At 65.4% G+C, this 24,413-nt stretch carries 18 protein-coding genes and 1 pseudogene; 15 read left to right on the top strand and 4 right to left on the bottom strand.

What is annotated here, in order from left to right; translation table 11 throughout:
* The first annotated feature begins 6 nt into the window (after positions 1–6).
* From ALC15_RS45190 to ALC15_RS25440, 5 genes and pseudogenes are all read left to right on the top strand, one after another.
* Positions 7–201 carry a hypothetical protein gene (locus ALC15_RS45190; protein WP_200914694.1) on the top strand — a complete coding sequence of 65 codons (195 nt, stop codon included), beginning with the start codon at positions 7–9 and terminating at the stop codon, positions 199–201.
* Entirely contained in the window at positions 198–1,364 is a 1,167-nt protein-coding gene (locus ALC15_RS25455) for an MFS transporter (protein ID WP_050629636.1), read from the top strand. Before ALC15_RS45190 ends, ALC15_RS25455 begins: the two co-directional genes overlap by 4 nt.
* 2 nt (positions 1,365–1,366) lie before the next feature.
* Positions 1,367–2,457 (top strand): annotated as a pseudogene (locus ALC15_RS25450) (maleylacetate reductase).
* A complete protein-coding gene (locus tag ALC15_RS25445; RefSeq protein WP_050629635.1) occupies positions 2,450–3,307 on the top strand; it encodes an intradiol ring-cleavage dioxygenase in 858 nt (285 codons plus the stop codon). Before ALC15_RS25450 ends, ALC15_RS25445 begins: the two are co-directional and overlap by 8 nt.
* A 49-nt stretch (positions 3,308–3,356) precedes the next feature.
* Entirely contained in the window at positions 3,357–3,806 is a 450-nt protein-coding gene (locus ALC15_RS25440) for a DoxX family protein (RefSeq protein WP_050629634.1), read from the top strand.
* 187 nt (positions 3,807–3,993) lie between these two features.
* On the opposite strand, the gene ALC15_RS25435 is transcribed toward ALC15_RS25440, so the two are convergent.
* Positions 3,994–5,079, bottom strand: a complete 1,086-nt coding sequence (locus tag ALC15_RS25435; RefSeq protein WP_050629633.1) for a substrate-binding domain-containing protein — start codon at positions 5,077–5,079, stop codon at positions 3,994–3,996.
* Between the two features lie 114 nt (positions 5,080–5,193).
* On the opposite strand from ALC15_RS25435, the gene ALC15_RS25430 reads away from it, so the two are divergent.
* The 8 genes from ALC15_RS25430 (at position 5,194) to ALC15_RS25395 (ending at position 17,124) form a co-directional block, all read left to right on the top strand.
* Positions 5,194–6,678, top strand: a complete 1,485-nt coding sequence (locus ALC15_RS25430) for an aldehyde dehydrogenase family protein (RefSeq protein WP_050629699.1) — start codon at positions 5,194–5,196, stop codon at positions 6,676–6,678.
* 278 nt (positions 6,679–6,956) lie between these two features.
* Entirely contained in the window at positions 6,957–7,796 is an 840-nt protein-coding gene (locus tag ALC15_RS25425; protein ID WP_050629698.1) for an aldo/keto reductase, read from the top strand.
* Positions 7,797–8,039: 243 nt separating this feature from the next.
* Positions 8,040–8,978 carry a DMT family transporter gene (locus ALC15_RS25420; RefSeq protein ID WP_050629632.1) on the top strand — a complete coding sequence of 313 codons (939 nt, stop codon included), beginning with the start codon at positions 8,040–8,042 and terminating at the stop codon, positions 8,976–8,978.
* Positions 8,979–9,445: 467 nt separating this feature from the next.
* Complete coding sequence (locus tag ALC15_RS25415) at positions 9,446–13,063, top strand: autotransporter domain-containing protein (RefSeq protein ID WP_244486254.1); 3,618 nt, start codon at positions 9,446–9,448, stop codon at positions 13,061–13,063.
* 118 nt (positions 13,064–13,181) lie between these two features.
* Complete coding sequence (locus tag ALC15_RS25410) at positions 13,182–14,264, top strand: zinc-binding dehydrogenase (protein WP_050629630.1); 1,083 nt, start codon at positions 13,182–13,184, stop codon at positions 14,262–14,264.
* Positions 14,265–14,358: 94 nt separating this feature from the next.
* On the top strand, positions 14,359–15,117 hold the full coding sequence (locus ALC15_RS25405) for an SDR family NAD(P)-dependent oxidoreductase (RefSeq protein ID WP_050629629.1): 759 nt from the start codon (positions 14,359–14,361) through the stop codon (positions 15,115–15,117).
* 5 nt (positions 15,118–15,122) lie between these two features.
* Entirely contained in the window at positions 15,123–16,382 is a 1,260-nt protein-coding gene (locus ALC15_RS25400) for an NAD(P)/FAD-dependent oxidoreductase (RefSeq protein ID WP_050629628.1), read from the top strand.
* A 73-nt stretch (positions 16,383–16,455) separates the two neighbouring features.
* Positions 16,456–17,124 (top strand): amino acid ABC transporter permease, encoded by a 669-nt coding sequence (locus ALC15_RS25395; RefSeq protein ID WP_050629627.1) that lies wholly within the window; start codon positions 16,456–16,458, stop codon positions 17,122–17,124.
* A 180-nt stretch (positions 17,125–17,304) separates the two neighbouring features.
* On the opposite strand, the gene ALC15_RS25390 is transcribed toward ALC15_RS25395, so the two are convergent.
* Together ALC15_RS25390 and ppk2 are read right to left on the bottom strand one after the other, a co-directional pair.
* The gene (locus ALC15_RS25390; RefSeq protein WP_050629626.1) at positions 17,305–18,183 is read right to left on the bottom strand and encodes a transporter substrate-binding domain-containing protein; all 879 of its coding nucleotides are present in this window, start codon (positions 18,181–18,183) and stop codon (positions 17,305–17,307) included.
* 392 nt (positions 18,184–18,575) lie between these two features.
* Positions 18,576–19,523, bottom strand: a complete 948-nt coding sequence (gene ppk2 / locus ALC15_RS25385; protein ID WP_050629625.1) for a polyphosphate kinase 2 — start codon at positions 19,521–19,523, stop codon at positions 18,576–18,578.
* 147 nt (positions 19,524–19,670) lie between these two features.
* Here ppk2 and ALC15_RS25380 point away from each other — a divergent pair, with 147 nt between their 5' ends.
* Positions 19,671–20,843 (top strand): fumarylacetoacetate hydrolase family protein, encoded by a 1,173-nt coding sequence (locus ALC15_RS25380; protein WP_050629697.1) that lies wholly within the window; start codon positions 19,671–19,673, stop codon positions 20,841–20,843.
* Positions 20,844–21,235: 392 nt separating this feature from the next.
* Positions 21,236–22,528: a cytochrome P450 gene (locus tag ALC15_RS25375; protein WP_244486253.1), complete on the top strand. Its 1,293-nt coding sequence runs from the start codon at positions 21,236–21,238 to the stop codon at positions 22,526–22,528.
* 415 nt (positions 22,529–22,943) lie between these two features.
* Here ALC15_RS25375 and ALC15_RS25365 read toward each other — a convergent pair.
* On the bottom strand, positions 22,944–24,413 hold a 1,470-nt coding region (locus ALC15_RS25365), incomplete at its 5' end, for a Spy/CpxP family protein refolding chaperone (RefSeq protein WP_347336316.1).

The following is a 24,413-nucleotide window of genomic DNA, read 5'->3' as shown; positions in this document are numbered from 1 at the left end:
GAAACCGTGAGCACTTCGCCAGAAATCGACGTGCATGAGGAGTTGTCGGGCGCGGCCGTTGGCCGGCTGCACATACTCCTCGGCATTCTGATCACGCTCATCACGCTGTTCGACGGTTATGACACGTTCAATCCGGCCTATGTCATCCACTACGTGGCAAAGCCTGGGGGCTCTCGCCGAGCCAGGCGGGGCTGCTGGTGAGCTCGGGCCTGGTCGGATTCCTGTTCGGCGCAGTCGGGCATGGCACGGTCGCCGACCGGCTTGGCCGGCGCGGCACGCTGCTCGCGGGCCTGTGGGTCGTCAACGTTTTCACGCTGCTGACCGCGACGATCGCAAACGACTTCTGGAGTTTCTGCGCGCTGCGCTTTGCGACCGGTCTCGGCCTCGGCGTGTTGTTGCCGTTGGGCACCACCTTCGTCAATGAGTTGGCGCCGCGCCGCGTCAGCAACGCGTTCTCGCTCTGGGGCGTCACGCTGGGCTGGTCGCTCGGCGGGGTCTGCGCCGGGCTTGTCGGTGTCTATCTGACGCCGCATCACGGCTGGCAGATCCTCTATTACCTCGGCGCGCTGTCGATCCCGCTGACCTTCGTCGCGCACGCGGTGCTGCCCGAAAGCCCGCAATTCCTCGCGGCGCGTTGCCGCACCGAGCAGTTGCGAACGTTGCTCGCGCGGCTTCGCCCGGAGCGCGCCGTGGTCTATCGCAATGCGAGTTTCGCCTCTGCCGACGCCGGCAGCGTGTCCAACCCGGTCGCAGCGCTGCTGAGCCCGCGCTATCGCCGCGTCTCGCTGACGATCTGGATCACGGCGTTCCTCAGCCTGTTCGCGATCTTCGGCCTGACCGGCTGGATCCCGACGGTCATGCAGAAACGCGGCGAGACGTTTGCGGCATCGTTCGGCTTCGGCGCGCTGATGCAGGCGATGTCGTTCGTCGGCGGGCTGACGCTCGCGATGCTGGCCGATCGCAGGATGTCGCTGACGCCGCGCTACCTCGCCGCATGGTGGCTGACCGGCGGCATTGCCGTGTTGGCGCTGGTGTTCGTCAGCGGACACGGCGTCAATCTTGCGATCGTCGCCATCGCCGGCTTCTGCATCATCGGCGCGCAGCACGTGCTCAACAACTTCACCGCGGGCTCGTACGAAACCCTGCTGCGGGCCAGCGGCGTCGGCATGGAGCTGGGCGTCGGCCGGGTCGGCGCGATCCTCGGCCCCTATCTGATCGGACTGCTGCAGCAGGTGACCGGCGGGCCCGACATCGTGTTCTGGGTGATCGGCGGGGCCGCGATCGTCGGCGCGCTCGCGATCGGCTCGCTCGGACTTGCCGCCGCGGCCCGGCCCGCCGCCATCGATCCGGCCCCGGCGGAGTGACGATGCAGCCGTTCGCCTACAACGCGCCGGCAACCCGGGTGATTTTCGGATCCGGCACCCGCGCGCGCCTAGCCGATGAAGTCCGGCGCCTTTCGTGCCGCCGGGCGCTGCTGCTGTCGACCGCGCCGCAGCGCGGCGAGGCCGACGCGCTTGCCGCCGATCTCGGCGCGCTTGCGGCGGGCGTGTTTGCGGAAGCCGCGATGCACACGCCGGTCGACGTGACGGCAAGGGCCGTGGCCCAGGCGCGGGCGCTCGATGCCGATTGCGTGGTGGCCATCGGCGGCGGCTCGGCTACCGGGCTCGGCAAGGCGATCGCGCTCCACACCGATCTCCCGCAGATCGTGCTGCCGACCACCTATGCCGGCTCCGAGGCGACCGCGATCCTCGGCCAGACCGAAGGCGGCCGGAAGACCACGCTGCGCAACGCCAAGGTGCAGCCGGAGGTGATCATTTACGACGTCGATCTCACGCTCACGCTGCCGCCGCAACAGAGCGCCGTCTCCGGCCTCAACGCGATCGCTCATGCGGTCGAGGCGCTGTACGCGCATGATCGCAACCCGGTCACCTCGCTGATCGCCGGGGAAGCGATCCGCCGCTTCGCGCAATCGCTGCCCAAACTAATGGCTGCGGCCGGCGATCGCGACGCGCGCTCCGATGCGCTCTATGCGGCGTGGCTGTGCGGCTGTTGCCTCAATGCGGTAAGCATGGGCCTGCATCACAAGCTCTGCCATACGCTCGGCGGCATGTTCGACCTGCCGCATGCGGAGACCCATGCGGTGATCCTGCCGCACGCGGTCGCCTACAATACGCCGGCGGCCGCCGATGCGATGCAGCACATCGCGCTGGCGCTAGGCGCCACCGATGCGAGCGCAGGTCTGTTCGACCTGGCGCATCGGCTCGCGCGCCGACCTCGCTTGCCGCGCTGGGAGTGCAAGCATCGGACCTCGACCGCGCGGCGGCGGCTGCTATCGAAACGCCCTATCCAAATCCACGGCCGCTCGCGCTGCCGGCGCTTCGAGCGCTGCTCGACGACGCGCTGCACGGCGTGCGGCCAATGTCTTCATCGAGCCGCGGGGAGGCCTCGCATGCGTGATTTCGACGAGCACAACATCACACGAGCCGTGATCGACAGCCTGGCGCAGACCGGGGACGCACGCCTCAAGACCGTGATGACCAGCCTCGTGCGTCACTTGCATGATTTCGTGCGCGACGTCGAAATCAGCTTCGAGGAATGGAGCGCGGCGATCGATTTCCTGACCCGGACCGGACAGATGTGCAGCGACAAGCGGCAGGAGTTCATCCTGCTCTCCGACACGCTCGGCGTCTCGATGCTGGTCGATGCGATCAACCATCGGATGCCGGAGGGCGCGACCGAGACGACCGTGCTTGGTCCGTTCTTCGTCGCAGCTGCGCCCGAGCTGCCGTTTGGCGCCGATATCTCCGGCGGCATCGAAGGTGAGAAGCTCAGCGTGAATGGCGTCGTCTGTGCGTCCGATGGCCGGCCGCTTGCCGAGGCGACGGTCCATGTGTGGCATGCCGATGATGACGGCTATTACGACGTCCAGCAGGCGGATCTGCAATCGCTCGCGATGCGGGCGCGGTTCAGGACCGATCGCGACGGACGGTTCGCCTTCACTTCGATCATGCCGGCATTCTATCCGATCCCGCATGACGGTCCTGTCGGCGAGATGCTCGAGGCGCTCGGACGTCACCCGTACCGCCCGGCGCATGTCCATTTCATGATCGCCGCCGAGGGCTATGAGACGCTGATCACCCACATCTTCGATGCGGAAAGCCCGTACCTCGATTCCGATGCGGTGTTCGGCGTCAAGAACTCGCTGATCGCGCCATTCCCCCGCGACGACCGCTCCGGGAAAGTTCAGCGCGGCCTCTCATACCGGTTTGGCCTCAAGCCGCTTCCCAACGCCGCGCAGCTCGTTTGAGCGAGGCAGCCGCACCAATCGACGATTTCAACACCAAAGGAGACCGCTGATGTCCAGTTCCACCCATGTTGCGGCCGGCGACAAGGCCGGCCGCCTGTCCGAATCGTGGGTCCTGCTGTTTGCCCGGCTGGCGATCGCGCCGCTGTTTCTCTACAGCGGCATCGGCAAGCTGATGGCCTTCTCCACGACCGCCGGACGTCTCGGCGGCGCCGACGGCATCGGTGCGGTGCTCGCGGCGGGTGCTACGGCAGTTGAGCTTGGCTGCGGCGTGGCGCTGGTGCTCGGCCTGTTCGCACGCCAGGCCGCTGCCGTCCTGTTCCTGTTCACGATCGCCGCGACGCTGATGTTTCACAATTTCTGGGCCGCGCCCGAGGCGCAGGTCGTGACCCAGACCATCAACTTCCTGAAGAATCTCGGCCTGCTCGGCGCTCTCGCGATGATCGCAAGCTACGGGCCGGGAAGCTACGCCCTGCCTGCAGGCGCGCGAGCAGGCTCCTGATTGTTGCGTGCACAGCGGCATCGGTTCATGCGCCGGCGCTGGAACGCCGGAGGCCGGCGCGATGGAAAGCTGCCAGTCGCTGAACACCTGCTCAGCTTGCGCGGCGACCGGCTTTGCCAGCGCCTGCGTCGCCGCGCGCGGTTCGTAGCGGATCATGGCGAGTCCAGCCGCCGCGCGGCGTGGCGGGTCAGCGGCCTACATGCATCTTCTCGAGAAAATCCTTCACGCCGCTGACGGCGCCGGTATTCGAGGCGACGTAGCCGGGCAGGGCGCCCACCGCCTTGTGAAACTCGCTGCTCCTGATGATGTCGAGCACCCGCTGCATCGGCTCGGTCTCGAGGAACGCACGCTTGCAGACGAAGAAGTAATCCTCCGTGAGCAGGCGGATGAAATCGAGGCCGAACTGCCGTGCGGCGGCCTCGACGCCAAAACTCGCATCCGCCATGCCGCTTGCGACATAGGCGGCGACCGCGGCATGGGTGAACTCCATGTGCTGGGCGCCGTTGATCCGGCTTCCCGGGATCTTGTGCAGCGCCAGCAATTGATCGAACAGCAGCCGCGTTCCGGAATCATGGTCGCGGTTGACGAAGCGGGCCTTGCTTGCGACTAGGTCCTTCAGCGAAGCGATCTTCAACGGATTGCCGCGCTTGACCATCAGGCCCATCTCCCGCGTCACGAAGTTGATCACGCGGTCCTCGCGCGGATCGAGCCATTCGCGGCAGGCCTTGATGCCTTGCGCGCGCAACTCGCCGTGCGGCAGATGCACGCCGGAGAGATCGCAGGCGCCCTGCGCCAGCGAGACCAGCGAGTTCTGGTTGCTGACGTAGCGGAGGTCGACGCCCATGCCGCCTGCGCGATCGAGGAACTCGCGCAGCTTGGACACCGCAAAGCCGTGGCTGGCGTGGACACGGATCACCTGCGGCCGCTGCTCGAGGAACGGCTTGATCTCGGTGACCAGTTCCTGCGCGAGGTTCTCCAGTTGCAGTCCGAGCCGCGCCTGCATGCGCTCGCCGGCCCACACCAGCTTCTCGCCGAACGGCGTCAGCTTCGAGCCTTTGCCACGCTGGGTCTCGACCAGCGGCACGCCGAAGAATTCGGACCATTGCTCGATTAGGTTCCAGACGTGGCGATAGGACAGCTGCGCGTCGCTGGCCGCGCTGGTGATCTTCCCGGTCTTCCTGATCTCGTTGAGGATGCCGAGCATCACGACCGCGGTCTGCGGCGAGTTCTCCTTGCGGAACCGCCAGACGGTTTCGATCTCGATCTGCAGCATCGTAGTCACCATTTATGAACTTGATTTCATATCCTGGCATGCCAATAGGCACAAGATATCATATTTACTGGCGTCACTAGCCTCCTAGGTTAGGCAATACCAGGAGGAAATATGATGTCGGTTGCATATGACTATGACCGCGACGCCCGTCGCGCTCCGACCGTTCGGGATGAATTGCTGCTGATCGACGGCGCCCGCGTCCGCTCGTTGTCCGGAAACAGCTTCAAGTCCCTCAATCCCGCCAACGAGCAGGTGATCGCGACCGTTGCCGAAGGCAACGCGGCGGATGTCGATCGCGCCGTCGCCGCCGCCCGCCGCGCCTTCGAGGGCCCTTGGCGCAGCATGCGCGCGGCCGAGCGCGGCCACATCCTGCTGAAATGGGCCGGGCTCTTGAAGCAGCATGCCGACGAGATTGTCGCGCTCGAAAGCCTCGATGCCGGCAAGCCGATTGCGGGCGTGCTGCGCCAGGATTTCCCGGCCGCCATGGACACGCTGACCTATTACGCCGGCTGGGCCGACAAGATCAGCGGCGACGTGGTCTCGACGCGCGACGACGCGCTGACCTACACGGTGCGTGAGCCGGTCGGCGTGGTCGCCGCGATCGTGCCCTGGAACTTCCCGCTGATGATCGGCATGTGGAAGCTCGCGCCGGCGCTGGCCTGCGGCTGCACTGTCGTGATGAAGCCGGCCGAGCTGACCTCGCTGTCGGCGCTGCGGATCGGCGAACTCGCGCTCGAGGCCGGTTTGCCGAAGGGCGTGCTCAACATCGTGACCGGACCCGGCCGCGTCGTCGGCGACGCGCTGGTCAACCATCCCGACGTCGACAAGGTCACGTTCACCGGGTCGCCCGGCGTCGGCCGCGGCATCATGAAGGGCGCCGCCGGCAATTTTAAGCGGGTTTCGCTCGAGCTCGGCGGCAAGTCCGCCAATGTGATCTTCGACGATGCCAATCTCGAAGCCGCCGCCAAGGCCGCGGCCGCCGGCATCTTCTTCAATGCCGGGCAGGTCTGCTCGGCCGGCTCGCGCGTGCTGGTGCAGGAGAACGCCTATGACGAGGTGGTCGAGCGCCTGGTTGACCGCGCCGAAAGCCTGCGCATCGGCGATCCCGCAGATCGCGCCACCGCGCTCGGGCCAGTGATCTCCGAAAAGCAGATGCGATCGATCCTCGACTATGTCGAGATCGGCAGGAACGAAGGCGCGCAACTCGCCACCGGCGGCGCGCGCGTCGGCGACCGCGGCTATTTCATCAGCCCCGCGGTGTTCGCCAATGTCGCGCATGAGATGCGCATCTCGCAGGAGGAGATCTTCGGCCCCGTCGTCAGCGTGATCAAGTTCAAGGACGAGGCCGACGCGCTGCGCATCGCCAACGGCACCGCCTACAGCCTCGCCGCCGGCGTCTGGAGCGCCGACATGGGCCGCGTGCAGCGGTTTGCGAAGAAGGCACGCGCCGGCACGGTGTGGATCAACACCTATGGCTACACCGATGTGCGGTTGCCGTGGGGCGGCGAACGCGACTCCGGCCTCGGCCGCGAGCACGGCACCGCCGCGCTCGACAATTTCACCGAGCCGAAGGCGGTGTGGATGAATCTCAACGTTTGATGGCACGTGATGCCTTCAGGCAAGCACGGATCGGAGGATCCGCGCTGTTGGGATTGCGCGAGAACGCGGCAACATGTTCCGCTGTCGTCCCGGGCTTGACCCGGGACCCATAACCACAGGATGACGTTGTTGCGCGACGCTGTAGGCCCAGCGAGCGCAACCATGTAGTTCCGTGGTTATGGGTTCCTGCTTTCGCAGGAACGACGGTGTGGAGACATGATTGCTTGTTTCCTCTATCTTCGTGCGGCGAGATCCCAACCACGCAGAACGAGGCGATCGTGCAGACAAAAAAATTTGGCAACAACGGCCCGCAGGTCTCGGTGATCGGGCAGGGCACCTGGTATCTCGATCGTGGTGACCGCAAGGCGGCCGTCGCTGCGTTGAAGCGCGGCATCGATGCCGGCATGACGCATATCGATACCGCGGAGATGTATGGCGACGCTGAGCTCGTGATCGCGGATGCGATCGTTGGCCGCCGTGACGGGTTGTTCCTTGTCTCGAAAGTCCTGCCGAGCAACGCCTCGCGGCGCGGCACCATCACCGCCTGCGAGCGCTCGCTGAAGCGATTGAAGACCGATCGGCTCGATTGCTACCTGCTGCACTGGCGTGGAACCTACCCGCTGGCCGAGACGGTCGCGGCGTTCGACGAACTGATCGCGGCCGGCAAGATCCGCTCCTGGGGCGTCAGCAATTTCGACACCGAGGATCTCGACGAACTGCTCGACGTCGCAGGCGAGGGCAAGATCGCCTGCAATCAGGTGCTCTACCATCTGCAGGAGCGCGCGATCGAGCACGCCGTGATTCCGTGGTGCGAGCAGCATGGCGTCGCCGTGGTCGCGTACTCGCCGTTCGGCCACAATGATTTTCCCTCGCCGTCGAGCAAGTCCGGCACGGTGCTGCAATCGATGGCGGAGAAGCACAAGGTGACGCCGCGCCAGGTCGCGCTCAGCTTCCTCACGCGGCTGCCGTCGGTGCTCGCGATTCCCAAGGCATCGAACGCGGATCACGCGGCGGAGAATGCAGCCGCGGGAACGTTGAGGCTCAGCGGCGACGAACTCGCCGCACTCGACGCGGCGTTCCCGCGCGGGCCGAAGCCGCGCTCGCTGCCGATGCTCTAATTCCCCGGGATTCATCGAGCTCCGCTCCACACAGTTCTTAACAAACTGTTGCAGTTGCGACCGCGCGGAGGCTGCGACGGGCCGTCGCGCGCGCTGACGCATATCGGAGTCCCGTTTTCGGGCATTGTTCTCGCGGCGGAATTGGCGTTCTGTACGAGAGCAGATTCCCCTTATTTTGCCTTCGAGATTGCCGTGACACCGCCCCCCGCCGTAGCCGCCAGGCTGGACAGCGTTTCCCTTTCATTGCCCGCAAAGACAAGCTTGGTGCGTAAGGCGCCGGCGCGCACCGACCGACCGTTCAAGGGCATTGCGCTGATCCTGCTGTCGACGGTGTTTCTGGGCACCTCCGACGTCACCGCGAAATATCTCTCGTCCTCGCTGCCTTCGATCGAGATCGCCTGGATCCGCTTCCTGGTGTTCGCGCTGATCATGACGCCGGCAATGCTGCCCGGTTCGCCGCTGTTCGCGCTGCGCAGCAGCCGTCCCGGCCTGCATGTGCTGCGCGGCGCCGCGCTGCTCGGCTCCTCCCTGATCTTCATCACCGGCCTTGGTTTCCTGCCGATCGCGGAAGCCTCGGCCACCAGCTTCGTCTCGCCGTTGTTCGTCACCGCGCTGTCGATCGCTTTCCTCGGCGAGAGGGTCGGCATGCGTCGCTGGATCGCGACCGCGGTCGGCCTTGCCGGCGTGTTCATCATCCTGCGGCCGGGCACCAGCGCCTTCCATCCCGCCGCGATCTTCCCGATCGTCTCCGCGCTGGCTTGGGCCGGCACGCTGATCCTGACGCGCATGATGAGCGGCAGCGAGCGCCCGGTCACTGTCATGACCTATTCGTCGATCGTCGGCGTCGCCATCGTCAGCGCGCTGGTGCCGTTCGTCTGGGTGACGCCGAGCTGGCATGACATCATGTTCGGTATCCTGATCGGCGTTGCCTCCACCGTCGGACAGTGGATCGTGGTGCTGGCGTTCCGCTATGGCGATGCGTCGGTGCTCGCGCCGTTCTCCTACACGCAGCTGCTCTGGGTCAGCATCCTCGGCTTCATGATTTTCGGCGAAGTGCCCGACCGCTGGACCATCCTTGGCGCCGGCTTCATCGTCGCCTCCGGCCTCTACACCGCGCATCGCGAGCGCGTCAGACGGTCGCAGTTGCTGACCGCGGCCGGCGAGCCGTCGCCAAACGCCTGACCGGCGAGCTAGCCGTGCGAGAATCGCGGCAATTGGTATCATAGCCCGAAGGCGCATGAGGGGCGCGATGCCCCTGCGACATCGTGCACAGATTGAGAAGTCTGCCTTTACTAGCGTTGCACGGGTGCAACAATCGGCCCGGAAAGAGCCGGTTTTCCCTGTTCGCGCAGGAGACCAGAACGCGATCTCAAAGTCATCCCGGGACGCACATGCTAGGTTGCGCGCTTTAGGGCCGCAGAGCGCGGGGCATTGGGGTAGTTGCAGTGCGTTTTCATTTGTCGTTTCGGCGCCGGTTGCACCGAGGCCTCGCAGCATTGCTGTTTTGTGCTTTCGCCGTCGTAAGCCTGCTTTCAATAAATCCGGCACAAGCTCAGATCTACACTTGGGGCGGCTCCGGTAGCACGACCGCGACGTCGGACTACAGCGTTGGGACCAACTGGTCGAATCCGCCGGCTGGTGCACCGCCGGTGACGAACGGTCAATCTGCGATTTTCGATGCAGCGGGGTCGGCCACGATCAACGTCACCAGCGCAATCACACCGTACTCCTGGACGTTCACCGAGAACTCGCAATCCTATACGGTGAGCGGAGCGGACATCAAATTCGGTTCGGGCGTCTGGGGCATTTTCAACCTCGCCAATGCGTCGCAGACGATTTCCATTTCAAACAATATCGGCGAATTTTCCCCTGTCGCCCAGGTGAAGCAACTCGGCGCAAGCACGCTGATCCTGTCCGGCAACAACTCCTACACCGGCGGGACGCAGATCTCGGCCGGCACGGTGCAGGTGACCAACATCCATTCGGTCGGCTCGGGAATAGTGACCCTCGACGGCGGCGTCTTCCAGGCCAACGGCGCCAGCGATCTGACCTTCACCAATAGCTTCAACATAAATGCGCCAGGCGGCGGCATTGATAACAGGGGCGTGGTGCTGACGCTGGCGGGCGTCATCGCCAACGGCAACGCCGGCACCGGGGTGTTGCGACTGACGGATACGACCGGTGGTGGCCTTACGGTGCTGTCCGGCGTCAACACTTATTCAGGCGGCACGCTGGTACAGGGCACCAATGTGCAGGTGACCAACAACAGGTCGGTCGGGTCAGGCACGGTCACGCTCGACAACGCCTCATTCCAGGCCGATGGTCTGAGCAATCTGACCTTTGGCAATAATTTCAAGATCAACACGTCGGCGATCGGCAGCGCGATCGACGCCAACGGCGTAACGCTCACGATCGCCGGCAACATCGCCGACGGCAATGGCTCCGGCAAGCTGACGGTGCTGGACTCCTCGGGCGGCCTCGGCCGCGTGGTGCTGACAGGCACCAACACCTATACCGGCGGCACCTCGATCTGCGATTGCGCGACATTGCAACTCGGCGATGCCGGCCACACCGCCTCGATCGTCGGCGACGTCGTCGTCGACGGCAAGTTCGACATCGTCAATGCCAACACGTCGGGTATTACCAAGATCGTCAACGATGGCTTCAGCGGGATCGCCACCACGACGTTCTACAATTCCACGACCGCGTCAACGGCGACGATCGTCAACGTGAATTCCGGCATCACGGAGTTTCGCGACAGCAGTACCGCGGGCAATGCGACCGTGAGCAATACCAACGGTGCCCTGACGATCTTCCGCGACAACAGTTCTGCCGGTAATGCCACCTTCACCAACACCAACGGCGGCACCGTGGTGTTCGGCGACGCGCTTGGTCCTCCCGGTGGCTCGGACACCAGCACGGCCGGCAAGGCCGTGTTCGACAACCATGATGGCGGCGGCGTTGTGTTCCTGGGCCACACCAATGCGGGTCAGGCCACCATCACCAATGGCAACAATGGCGGCTCGACCCAGTTTTTCGAATTCTCGTCGGCCGGGTCGGCGACGATCACCACGACCGCGACCGGTTACACCGCTTTCTTCCAGAACAGCACCGCGGCGAACGCGATGATCGACAATAGCGGGCTTACCTATTTCGGCACCTCGGGCTTCAGCTTGACGGAAGCGCCGACCGCGGGCAACGCGACGATCATCAACCGTTCCGGCGGCGCACTGATGTTCGACGCCTACGCAACGGCCGGCGACGCAACGATCACCACCGAGAGCGGGGGCAACGTCAAATTCGCGGGTAATTCGACCGGCGGCACCGCGCAGTTCATCACCAACGGCACCGGCTTCGTGGACTTCGGCGGCAGCCTTGGACCGGGCGGCGACGGTCGCATCACGGCAGGCTCGATCGCGGGCTCGGGCACCTACTATATCGGCGGCGGCAATACGCTCGCCGTCGGCGGCAACAACCTCTCGACCAATGTCAGCGGCGTGATCGCCGATGTCGATCCCTGCGGCTGCGGCCCGGCTGGGCCGGGCAATCTGGAAAAGACCGGCAGCGGCACGCTGATCCTATCGGGCGTCAACACCTATACCGGCAGCACGGTCGTCAATGGCGGCGTCCTGCAAGTCGACGGCTCGATCGTGTCGTCGAACTCGGTGACGGTGAATTCAGGCGGTGCGCTCTCCGGCAGCGGCACGGTCGGCAATACGACGATTGCAAGCGGCGGCATCCTGATGCCCGGCAATGCAATGCCGGGCACGTTCCTCAACGTGGCAGGCAATCTCGCCTTCCAATCCGGTGCGCTGTATCTCGTCGGACTCAATTCCTCCGCGTCGACATCAGCCAAGGTAACCGGTACCGCGACGCTGGCCGGCTCGGTCGGTGTCAGCGTTGCCGCCGGCAGTACGATCGCCAGGCAATACACCATCCTGTCGGCGGCCGGTGGCCGCAGCGGCACGTTCGCCGGCGTCGATTCAACCGGGCTGCCGTCGGGTCTGGTCGCAACGCTCGGCTACGACGCGAACAATGCCTATCTCAACTTCGCGCTCGATTATCGCGCAACATCGAAGCTCAATGTCAACCAGAGCAATGTCGCCACCACGCTGCAGAACTTCTTCAATGCCAATGGCGGCATCAACGTGGCCTATGCGGGGCTTTCACCCAATGGCCTGACGCAGGCGTCGGGTGAGGGCGCAACCGGATCGCAGCAGGCGACGTTCAACGCGATGAACCAGTTCCTCGGGCTGTTGACCGATCCGTTCGTCGCCGGCCGCGATGGCGGTGTTGGTGGTGGCGCGGGCGCTGTGCCGTTCGCCGAGGAGAGCGCAACGCTCGCCTATGCGGCGCGCAAGTCCGAGCCGCGCGACGCGCTGGCCGCGATCTACGCCAAGGCGCCGCCGCAGCAACTCGATTTCGCGCAGCGCTGGAGCGTGTGGGCGGCAGGCTATGGCGGCTCGCAGACCACCGGCGGCAATGCGGTGCTGGGCTCGAACAACAGCAGCAGCAGCGTCTACGGCACCGCTGTCGGCGCTGATTATCGCTTCTCACCGAATACGACCGCCGGTGTTGCGCTCGCCGGCGGCGGCACCAGCTTCAGCGTCAATAGTCTCGGCTGGGGCCGCTCCGACCTGTTCCAGGCCGGTGCTTTCGTTCGCCACACCGTCGGCGCGGCCTATCTGAGCGCGGCGCTCGCCTATGGCTGGCAGGACATCACGACCGACCGTATCGTCACTGCCGCGGGCAACGATCATCTGCGCGCCAACTTCAACGCCAATGCGTGGTCGGGCCGGCTCGAAGGCGGCTATCGCTACGCGATGCCGTGGATCGGGCTGACGCCTTACGCTGCCGCGCAGTTCACCAGCTTCGAGTTGCCGGCCTATGCGGAGAGCGTGATCTCCGGCAGCGGCGCTTTCGCGCTGAATTATGCGGCGAAGAGCGTCACCGACGTCAGGAGCGAGCTCGGCCTGCGCACGGACAAGTCGTTCGCGCTCGAGACCAGCGTGCTGACGCTGCGCGGCCGCCTCGCCTGGGCGCATGACTTCAACCCGGATCGCACGGTCGGCGCTGTGTTCCAGGCGCTGCCCGGCGCAGCCTTCGTGGTCAATGGCGCAGCGCAGGCACGCGACTCCGCGCTGACCACGGCCTCGCTCGAGATGAAGTGGCGCAACGGCTGGTCGACGGCTGCGACCTTCGAGGGCGAGTTCTCCGGCGCCACCCAGTCCTACGCCGGCAAGGGTGTTATGCGCTATACGTGGTGACCCTCCATGCTATAGCGTCCTGCAACGAAAGCCTGCCGCGGACGCGATCCGCGACAGTACATTTCGCGGGACGAAATACGCATCAAAATGAGTGGGACAAAACCCACGCGGAGGAAACATGCGCGCAGCGATCTTCAGAAACGGCGAGATTGTCGTCGACCAGATGCCGGAGCCGAAGCCGGGCGCCGGCCAGGTGCTGGTCAAATCGCTCGCCTGCGGCATCTGCGGTTCCGATCTGCACGCGCGCAAGCATGCCCACCGCATGGTGGAGCTGAGCAAGTTCCTGCCCGGCCGCACGCCGATGGACCTGTCGCGCGACGTCGTGTTCGGTCACGAGTTCTGCTGCGAGGTGCTCGACTTCGGCCCGGGCACCGTCCGCAAGCTGAAGCCCGGCACGCGCGTCTGCTCGCTGCCGGCGCTGCTGACGCCGGAGGGACCGAAGGGCATCGGCTATTCCAACGATTATGCTGGCGGCTATGCCGAGCAGATGCTGCTCAGCGAGCCGCTGCTGCTCGAAGTGCCGAACGGCCTTTCCGCCGAGCATGCAGCGCTCACCGAGCCGCTTGCGGTCGGCGTGCACGCGGTGGCGATGGCCAACATCAAGGGCGGCGAGGTGCCGCTGGTGATCGGCTGCGGACCGGTCGGGCTCGCGGTGATCGCGGCGCTCAAGATCAGGGGGCTCGGCCCGATCGTCGCCGCGGATTATTCGCCGGCGCGGCGGCTGCTTGCCGAGAAGATGGGCGCCGATGTCGTGGTCGACCCGGCCAAGACGCAGCCCTATGCGAGCTGGGCCGAGCACGCCCAGATGTCCGAAGCTGAGAAGGCGGCGCGGCCGCCGATGCAGGCGCTGCTGCCGCCGCTGAAGCCCGCATTGATCTTCGAATGCGTCGGCGTGCCCGGCGTGCTGCAGCAGGTGTTCGAGGGCGCCCCACGCAGCGCTCGTGTCGTCGTGGTCGGCGTTTGCATGGAGACCGACAAGTCGGAGCCGATGCTCGGCATCATCAAGGAGCTCAACGTCCAGTACGTGCTCGGCTACACGCCGGAGGAGTTCGCCTATTCGCTGCGCCTGATCGCCGAAGGCCAGGTCGATGCCGCCTCGCTGGTCACCGGCCGCGTCGGCATCGACGGGGTCGCACAGGCGTTTGCCGACCTCGCCAATCCGGAGGCGCATACCAAGATCCTGGTCGAGCCGTGGCGGTGATTTGGCGGTGAGCCGAATGCGGCGGCACGGTTTGCATTTCGCGGCACCGAACCTATAGTTCGCTGTCCTCGGAAGTACTGACAGCACCTATATCATGCGCGTTTCAATCATCACGGGAGGCGGCTCCGGCATCGGTGCCGCGGTCGCGCGCCGGCTCACCGGCCCCGATCAATCCCTGATGCTGCACGGCCAAGGCGCTGACGCCGCCGGCCTTGCGCGGCTGAATGCGGTTGCCGAGGAATGCCGCAACAAGGGCGCCAAGGTCGAGATCCAGACCGGCGATCTCGCCGCGGCCGGCGCTGGCACCGCGCTGGTCGAGGTAGCGCGTGCCGTGTTCGGGCCGATCGATAACATCGTGCATGCCGCGGGCTTTGCCGACCGGCGTGAATTCGCCAGCCTGCCGCGCGAGGCGCTGGAGCGCGCCTTCGCCGTGATGGCGGCGGCCTTCCACGAGATCGCTGCCGCCGCGCTCGCCGACCTCACGCGCAGCGCGCATGGCCGCGTCGTCGCGGTGTCGAGCTTCGGGCCGCATCGCTTCGTGCCGGGTGCGACCTATCCTGGATCGGCTGCGGCGAAGGCCGCGCTCGAAGTGCTGGTGAAGTCGCTGGCGATCGAGCTCGCCGCATCGGGCGCCACTTCCAACGCCGTGATGCCCGGCTATACGCGCAAGGATCCCGGCCTGTTCGGCGCGCTGGATACCGCGACCTGGGAGCGCGTCGCGAAAGCCAATCCGATGCAGCGGCTGGCCGAGCCCGACCAGGTCGCCGCCGTCGTCGCCTTCCTGCTGTCGCCGGAAGCCGGCCACATCACCGGCGCGACGCTGCCGGTCGATGGCGGTCTGACCTTGATGTGACGGGCATGAGCGAGGGCACGCCAGCACAGCAGATTGACGTCGTCGTGCTCGGCGCCGGCATGGTCGGCGTCTCGGCGGGCCTTGCCGCGCAGCGGCGCGGGCTCTCCGTCGTCATCGTCGACCGGCGCGAGCCGGGCAGCGAGACCTCGTACGGCAATGCCGGCATCATCTCGTCCGGCTCGATCCTGCCCCTCAACACGCCGTCGCTTTTAAAGAACCTGCCGAAATATCTCACCAACACGCACCCGGCGCTGCGCTGGAATCTTCCATGGGCCATTGCCAATGCCGGCTGGGTGATCCGCTTCCTCGCCACGGCGACGCCGGCGCAGACCAAGCCGCGCGCCGCAGCGCTGCACGGCCTGATCGGAACGTCGCTGACGCTGCATCGCGACTGGATCGTGCAGGCCGGCGCCGGCCATCGCATCCGCGAGACCGGCTGGCTGAAGGCCTGGCGTGGCGACGGGCTCGCGGCCGCGAAGGCGGAGCAGGCGGCGCTTGCCGAGTTCGACATCAAGAGCGAGGTGCTCGATCGCCAGGCGATCTCCGCGCTCGAGCCGAACATCATTCCTGCCTACAGCGTCGGCCTGCTGCACACCCAGACGGCATCGGTCGATTCGCCGGGCGCGGTGGTCAAGGCCTATGCGCAGCTGCTAGCCAATAGCGGCGGCACGGTCAGGCGATCTGAAATCCAGCGGATCGAGCCGGCCGGCGACGGCTGGCGCGTGCAGCTTGCCGATGGCGAGATCGCCGCGCGCCATGTCGTGGTTGCGCTTGGCCCATGGTCGGCGGAGCTGCTGCGGCCGTTCGGCTACCGAGTGCCGCTGGCATTCGAGCGCGGCTATCACCAGCATTTCGTGCCGAACCCGGCACGCAAATTGCTGCGGCCGATCCATGATGCCGAGGGCAGCTTCCTGATGACGCCGATGGAGCAGGGAATTCGCGTCACCAGCGGCGTCGAGCTCACCGCGCGCGACGCGCCGTCGAACTACGCGCAGCTCGAAACTGTCGTGCCGATGGCGCGCAGCGTGGTCGAATTCGGCGATGCGGTCGGCGAGCGCTGGCGCGGCGCACGGCCGACGCTGCCCGACAGCCTGCCGATGATCGGGCGGGCGCCACGGCATCGCGGGCTCTGGCTCGCCTTCGGCAATCAGCATATCGGCTTCACCACCGGCCCCGGAACGGGCGCTGCAATCGCGGCGATGATCGTGGGTGAAGCGCCGCCATTCGAGCTGAAGGGATTTGCGCCGGAGCGGTATATCGCGTGACACGCACGAAGCTGCCTGCGATGCTGGGGCATCAGGCCACGCCGAGGGGAACGCGCGGCAACCGAGGGGCAGGATGAACTACGTCTGGGATTTCGGGATCCTCGCCAAGTACAGCCATCTGTTCTGGCTGGGGCTCGGCTGGACCATCGCCTATACGATCGGCACCATCATCCTGGGCACCTTGATCGGCCTGATCGTCGGCATGCTGCGGCTGCGGCGCATCCCGGTGATCGACTGGCTCCTGATCGCTTATATCGAAACCTTCCGCTGCACGCCGCTCTTGGTGCAGATCATCTGGTTCTACTACGCGTTTCCGGTCGTGATCGGCGTCAACATCCCGGCGCATGTCGCCGCTGTCAGCGTGCTGTCGCTCTATGGTGGCGCGTTCTATGCCGAGATCGTGCGTGGCAGCATTGAAAGCGTGCCGGTCGGGCAGTGGGACGCGGCCAAGGCGCTCGGCTTCCGCGGCTGGCGCCTGATGCGGCTCGTGATCCTGCCGCAGGCGCTGAAGCCGATGATGGCGCCCTATGTCAACCAGTCGGTGACGCAGCTCAAGAACACCTCGCTGGTCTCGATCATCGCAGTGCCCGACCTCGTCTACAACGCAACCCTGATCAACGCCGACACCTACCGGCCGCTCGAAGTCTACACCGTCGTGGCGCTAATCTATTTCGCGATCCTGTTCCCGTCGACGCTGGTGGCCAGGCGGCTGGAGCGCGGACTGACCTACGACAAGGTGTGAGTGGCCTTCTCCCTCGCCCCGCTCTTGCGGGGAGCGGGCTGGGGTGAGGGGCTTCTATCCGGTGAGCAGTTCGCTGCTTGTTGAGCTGAGTGCCTTCGCCCCTCACCCGGATCGCATCTCCGATGCGATCCGACCTCTCCCCGCAAAGCGCGGGGAGAGGTGAAGCAGACATTCTCAATCTCAGATATTCAGCTCCACCGGCACGTCCTCCGGCTTGACGCCGGCGAGCCCGAGGCCCTTGACGAACCATTCGCGCATCTGGCCGATGCCGCGGTTGTAGTCGATCCACACCGACAGGAAATCGCGCCAGCGCTTGTCCTGTTCGCGCCGTACCGCCGTGCCGCTCGCGATCGTCACCGAGGGCGAGGCCAGGATCTTGTAGGTGCCGAGGTTGGGGTTCTTGGCGATCGCGGTCAGCCCGAGCACCAGCGCGTTGACCACGCAATCGACGCGGCCCGACGACATTTCCAGCATCACCTCGTCGCGCGACTTCAGCGACTTGATGGTGGCGTTCGGCGCAAAGCGCCGCGCCACGGCCTCATTGGCCGATCCGACGTCGACCGCGATCTTGACCTCCGGTTTGTTGATGTCAGCCCAGGTCTTGGCCTCCAGCCCCTTCTTCAGCATCGCGCCGAACGGGTGCGGGAACACGAGGTTGGTGAAATCGACTACCAGCGCGCGCTGCGGGGTCGGGTTGAGCGCGAAGCCGAGATCGATCTTGTTGGCCTGCAAATCAAGAATTGAATTGCCATAGGTCGATTCGACATATTCCAGCTTGACATCGAGCAGTTTCGCCAGATCGTTGGCCATCTCGATCGAGAAGCCGGACCAGGTGCCGGTGGCGAGGTCCTTGTTGAAATAGGGCAGCTCGCCCGGCAGCACCGCGATCCGCAGCACCTTGTTGGCGCGGATGCGATCCAGCGTGTTGTCGGCTTGCGTCTGTGCCGCGGCCGGGGTTGCCATCGCGGCCGCGAGCGCCGCGCCGCTGCCGATCCCGAGCGCATAGCGCAGCGCGTCGCGGCGATCTTCGGAAATCTTGATGTCGTCGGATTGAGTCAAGCGGGCCTCCCTGCACCAGATCGGGGAAGCCTAGCGTCGGGTTCCGGTGCCAGCAAGGGCACGCGTCTGCACCATTGGTAGGCGTGGCGAAGAGGGGATGCCTATCCCTTCACCTTGCTCCGTTTACGGCAGGGCTATCGCACGTTGCCCATCTCCGCAGGAGCGCACCACCAAAATGCTGGAAAACAACCCCATGCAAAGGAGTCGGCGGGCGTGCCGGCATTCGACACGGCAACTTGACACGTCGGGCAAATCAGGGGCATTATTCTATTATTCAGAAAATTCACAGGCGTACCTCATCCGCGCGATGGGGCGCGGCGGTAGAGGTCGGTCGGATCGCATCGCGAGATGCGATCCGGGGAGAAAGTACAGGTCGGCGAAAGGCAGTTCGCTCAATACCGTCCCGGCACGTACATTTCCGGCGGGATCGGGCCGCGGTGATAGTCCGGGTTGCGCACCCGCGGCGGCAGCACCACCGGTTGGTGGGTGACGTGATGATAGGGGATCTGGCTCAACAGATGCGAGATGCAGTTGAGCCGGGCGCGCTTCTTGTCGACGGCATCGACGATCCACCACGGAGAGTCAGGCAGGTGGGTGCGCTCCAGCATCGTCTCCTTGGCCTTGGTGTACAGTTCCCAGCGGGTCCGCGCCTCGACGTCCATTGGGCTCAGCTTCCATTGCTTCAGCGGATCCTGGATCCGCATCGAGAAGCGGAATGCCTGTTCCTCGTCGGTGATCGAGAACCAGTATTTCAGCAGGATGGTGCCGGAGCGGATCAGCATGCGCTCGAATTCCGGCACCGAGTTGAAGAATTCCTCATACTGCTCGTCGGAGCAGAACCCCATCACTTTCTCGACCCCGGCGCGGTTGTACCAGCTGCGGTCGAACAGCACCATCTCGCCGCCGGCCGGCAGATGCGAGACATAGCGCTGGAAATACCATTGCGTGCGCTCGCGCTCGTTCGGCGCCGGCAGCGCCGCGATGCGGCAGACCCGCGGGTTGAGCCGCTGGGTGATGCGCTTGATGACGCCGCCCTTGCCTGCGGAATCGCGGCCCTCGAACAGCACCACGACCTTCTTCTTCTCGTGCTGCACCCAGTCCTGCAGCTTGACCAACTCGCCCTGCAGCCGCAGCAGTTCGCGGAAGTAGAACTTGCGGTCGATCGACGGCTTTCCGGCCTCTCCGTCATGGTCGAGCTCGTCGAGCCTGATGTCATCGAGTTCGAGCTCGAGTTCCTCGTCGAGGTTGTCGGCCATCTCCTGGTGGATGCGGGCGCGCAAGGCTTCCTCACGCAGTGCTTCCTCGTGGGTGGCTTCGTCGGTGAGGTGGGGAGCGGTCATGAAGGTCCGTCTTTCAGTGTGTTAGATGGATCGACGGGAGCATTGACGGGCGATGTTACCCCTCTATGACATTGGCATGACCGCTGTTTCACGCCGGCGCCGCGACTGTGCTAACAAGCGCCAACAACACGAAAATGGGAGATGCCGATGATTTCGCTCACGCCAAAAGACGTTCTGCCGGAGGACGGCGCGGCCGGCACGCTGGTCGGACGGGTCTGGCTGCCGCAGGCGGGGGGACCCGCCGTGGTCGCGGTGCGGGCGGAAGGCGTGTTCGACGTCACTGCGCGCTTCCCCACCGTGAGCGCGCTATGCGAGGAAGCCGATCCTGCCGGCGCATTGCGCGCCACGCGCGGCGAGCGGGTCGGCGATTTCGAGACTATCCTCACCAACACGCCGCCTGACGGCCGCGACAAGGCGAGGCCGCATCTGCTCGCGCCGGTCGACTTGCAGGTGCTGAAGGCCGCCGGCGTCACCTTCGCGATCTCGATGCTGGAGCGGGTGATCGAGGAGCGCGCGCGCGGCAATCCGTCGTCGGCGGAGGCAATCCGCAAGGAGGTGGTACGGCTGGTCGGTGACGATCTCTCCAAGCTGAAGCCGGGCTCGGAGCAGGCGATGCGGCTGAAGCAGGTGCTGATCGATCAGAACGCGTGGAGCCAGTATCTCGAGGTCGGCATCGGCCCCGATGCCGAAGTGTTCACCAAGGCGCCGACGCTGTCCTCGGTCGGCACCGGCATGGATGCCGGGTTGCATCCGAAGTCGACCTGGAATAATCCCGAGCCGGAGGTCGTGCTCGTCGTCTCCGGTGCCGGCAGGATCGTCGGCGCCGCGCTCGGCAACGACGTCAACCTGCGCGACTTCGAGGGCCGCTCGGCGCTGCTGCTGTCGAAGGCCAAGGACAACAATGCCTCCTGCGCGATCGGCCCGCTGCTCCGGCTGTTCGATCAGACCTTCTCGCTCGACGACGTCCGAAAGATGGATGTCGGCCTGACCGTGACGGGCGCGGACGGCTTCGTGCTCGAGGGCCATTCCTCGATCTCCAAGATCAGCCGCGACCCGACCGATCTCGTCGCCCAGACCATCGGCCCAGTGCATCAGTATCCCGACGGCTTTGCGCTGTTCCTCGGCACGATGTTCGCGCCGGTGAAGGACCGCGACGCCAAGGGCGAGGGCTTCACCCACAAGCGCGACGACATCGTCACCATCGCGGCGCCCCAGCTCGGCAAGCTGGTCAACCGGATGCGGGGCAGCGACGAATGCGAGCCGTGGACGTTCGGAGTCGGTGCGTTGATGAAGAACCTTGCGCAGCGCAAGGTGCTGTGAGGCAAAGCGTCGTGCTTGGGGGTGGGTTGGCGAAAGCGCATCCCACCATCTTCGGCGCGAGAGCATCGCGGTGGGTTACCCCTTTGGCTAACCCACCCTACGGCCAGTGAGGAGAACATAGGGTGGGTTGACCGGCTTCATCCGCCGTAGCTCAACGAACGATGCGGCAGGCCGACCCACCGCCGGTGCCGGACTCCTCGCGGCCGCGCCCGCCGTCATTTCGTGCTGCAATACGAAGCGCTTGAGGAACCGATCGCTTTTCCTGATATTGTTCGCCGGTACATTGAACTTTTTCACGGTGGCCCATGTTGCAGTGCCACGAAGCCGATTATTGTCCTCCTGTCCCGCGTCCTCCGCAAAGCCGGCTTGGATTTGTTGAGCTGCTGACCAGATTGCGGCGGAATCCGCTCGAGTGCTGGAGCGCGGATTTCTTTCGGCAGCCGATCGTCAAGCTGCGCCTGCCATTCACCGACACATTCGTGGTTCACGACCCGCGCGCCATCAAACGCGTGCTGATGGACAATTCGGAGAACTACCCGAAGGACACGATCCAGCGCCGCATCCTCTCGTCGGGACTGTCCGACGGCCTGCTGAGTGTCGAAGGAAAGCGTTGGGAGATGCAGCGGCGAACGCTCGCCCCGACCTTCGCGCCTCGTACCGTTACTTCCTTCACAAAGCCGATGTTGGCGGCAGCCAACGAGCTGGCGGCGAAATGGACCAGGATGGGATCCGGCGCCACGCTCGATGTTGCAGCCGAGATGACCCTGGTCACGCTGAACGTTCTCGCGCTGACGATCTTTTCCGATGGCATCGGTAGCGACATCGATGAATTCCGGATGGCCATGAATGCCTATTTCGGCGTGATCGGCCGCATCGGCGCGCTCGATCTGCTCGGGGTGCCCAAATTCGTGCCGCGCCCTGGGCATCGCCGCCTGCGCGCGACGATGACCTATTTCGAGGCCGTGATCGACCGGATCATCGACACGAGAAGTCGAGGGCATGCCAGTCCCCCCAACGATCTGCTGACCCTGCTGCTGCGTTCGCCGGATCCCTCGACGGGACGGCAACTCGGCCTGAAGGAAATCCGCTCGAACATTCTCACCTTTCTCTCCGCGGGACACGAGACGACTGCGAACACGCTCGCCTGGTCGATCTTCTTGTTGTCGCAGTCGGCTGAATGGCGATCGCGCGTCGTGACGGAGGCGGCGCGCGAACTTGCCAATCCGGACGATGAACTCGCCGCGCGGCTGACGGTAACGAGGGCGGTGATCGAGGAGGCGCTGCGCCTTTACCCGCCGATCGCCGCGCTCAGCCGGATGGCGCGCGAGGCGGACAGGCTGGGCGATCTGATGGTCGGGCCGGGTGCCCTGATCGTGATCGCGCCCTACGTGCTGCATCGGCATCGCGAGCTGTGGGATCGCCCCGATGCGTTCGACCCCTCGCGTTTCCTGCCGGAGGCCCGCGGCGCAATTCCGCGGTTCGCCTATCTGCCGTTCGGGGTCGGGCCGCGGACCTGCATCGGCGCGTCGTTTGCCTTGCAGGAAGCGACTATCGTGCTCGCGACTTTGATGCGCGATTTCGAGATGAGGTTGCTGCCGCACGCCGACGTGCAACCGCTCCAGCGCATCACGCTGCGTCCGGCGCACGGGCTGCCGATGACGATCAGCCGGAGATCTGCGCCGTAGCAGGCATTGCGCAAATGTTTCCATGCGAGTCCGCACGCGCGCGTGGATGTGCTAGTGTCTGCCGGAGCGGCCGGCGTTGTCGAACATGTTCAGAAACCTGAGCGGAAGATAGATCGTACGTCGCAACTTGCGCGCGCTACGCGCGAAAAAATTTTGACAATCATTATTTCCTGTCCGGTGTGATCTGCTTCACGCGCGTTGGTGCGTTATCCGCTTCAGCATGGTGGCTCGGCGCGAACAGAGGGAGTCGCGGACATGAGCAAGCAGCCAGCAAATGGAATGCCGGGGTGGCTCACGACCGATGTGCTCGTGATTGCCGTCTCATTGGCGATCATCATGATTGGCATCTGGATCGCGCCGTAGCGCGCAGGCGGCATCGCGGTGGTGCCGCCAATGCGAGAGGCGACGGCGAGCCCTACAGGCCGATCATCCGGAAGATCATGCCGCCGATATTCGGACCGTGATGGTGGCGGCGGCGATGATGGCTTCGCGGCGGCTCGTCGACGCTTGCGGCGGCCATCGCGCTCCTGCCGCCGTCGCGCTCGGGACCGATCGCGTCGAACGCCGCCTTCTGCTCGTCGCTGAGCGCGCTGTAGAAGGTGTCGAGGGCCGGGCGTACCGTCCCGATCGCCTGAAGCATGGAATCGAGTTTTGCTCCGACCGCCGCAAGGCGTGCCGGCGGCGTGCGCGCATCGCCGGGCGGACAGGACGACTTCAATGCGTCCTCGGCCTTCGTTGCCGCATCCCGCAAGGCGTCGAGGCTCGCCCGCTGGGCGTCGGTCGGCCTGACGTCGCGTTCGATGACGTCGCCGGGCCACGCGATGGCGGCCGGTTGCGCGGCGTTGCAGTTGCCGTTGCCGGACGTCGCTTCACGCGTGCCGCGTTGCTGATTTGCCGCCAGCGCGGTCACCTTGGCTTTCTGGTCGTCGCTGAGCAGCCCGTAGAACTTCTCCAGCGCCGGTTGCAGGATGCCGACCGCATCACGCATCGCCTGGAGGCGCTGCTGCATCGCGGCGAGGCGGCTCGGCGCGGTCACAGGCACGTCCTTGGGACATGAATTGAGAATGGTCTCGGAGGCCTTCTGCGATGCGCTGGCGAGTTCATCGAGCGCTGCGTTCTGCTCGGCGTTGGGCTGAATGGCGCTGCGGAATTGCTCGATCGGGAAGCCCGCGATATCGCTTCTGTCGCTGCCGCACATGTCCGCGAGGGTCGCGGTCTGAGCGCGGGCGCCGGATCGGCCTGTGACCGGCGGCCGCGGACCGGCGTAGCCGGGCAGATAGTAGGCATAGCCGCTCAGGGCATCGTAGTCATAAGGACCGAACAGGCCGGTATAGATGTCGTTGTAGCCATAGTCCCAGAAGTACGGGTCGTAGTCGTCGCCCCACCACGCGTAATCGTAGAGATCGTAATAGGCGTAGGGCCAGAACACCGGGCCGATCCAGCCGAAACCGCCATGCGGATGGCGCCACCACCAGCCACCATTGTTGTTGTGAATTCCCCAGGCTGCGCCGGCGGCAGCCGTCATGACCGCGGCGCGCGCCGCCGGGTTGCGCAAGCCGCCCGGGCTGCGCAAGGCGGCCGTGACTGGACGCGAGGACAACGAGCGGCCGACAGCGCTGGCGTTGCGCCGCATCGCGGCGGCCGACGGCGCCTGGCGCCCCGCGGCTACGCCGTGCGAGACGGCCGGATTGTGGCCGACGGCCGGGCTGTGGGCCATGGCCGGATCGTGAACGGCATGGAATTGCCGCGCGCCGCCGCTGCGCCCCATCCTTGTCGCGGCATGGGGAGCCGCATGGATGGTATGGAATCCGCCCGCGCGGGCCCCGCCGCCGTGAAAGCCTCCGCCGTGGAAACCCCCCGCGCCGTGGAAGCCGCCGCCACCGCC

This window comes from Bradyrhizobium viridifuturi (assembly GCF_001238275.1).
In the GTDB taxonomy this organism is placed as follows: domain Bacteria; phylum Pseudomonadota; class Alphaproteobacteria; order Rhizobiales; family Xanthobacteraceae; genus Bradyrhizobium; species Bradyrhizobium viridifuturi.
Note: the sequence above shows the minus strand (reverse complement) of the source record. Positions and strands in the feature narration are given on the sequence as shown.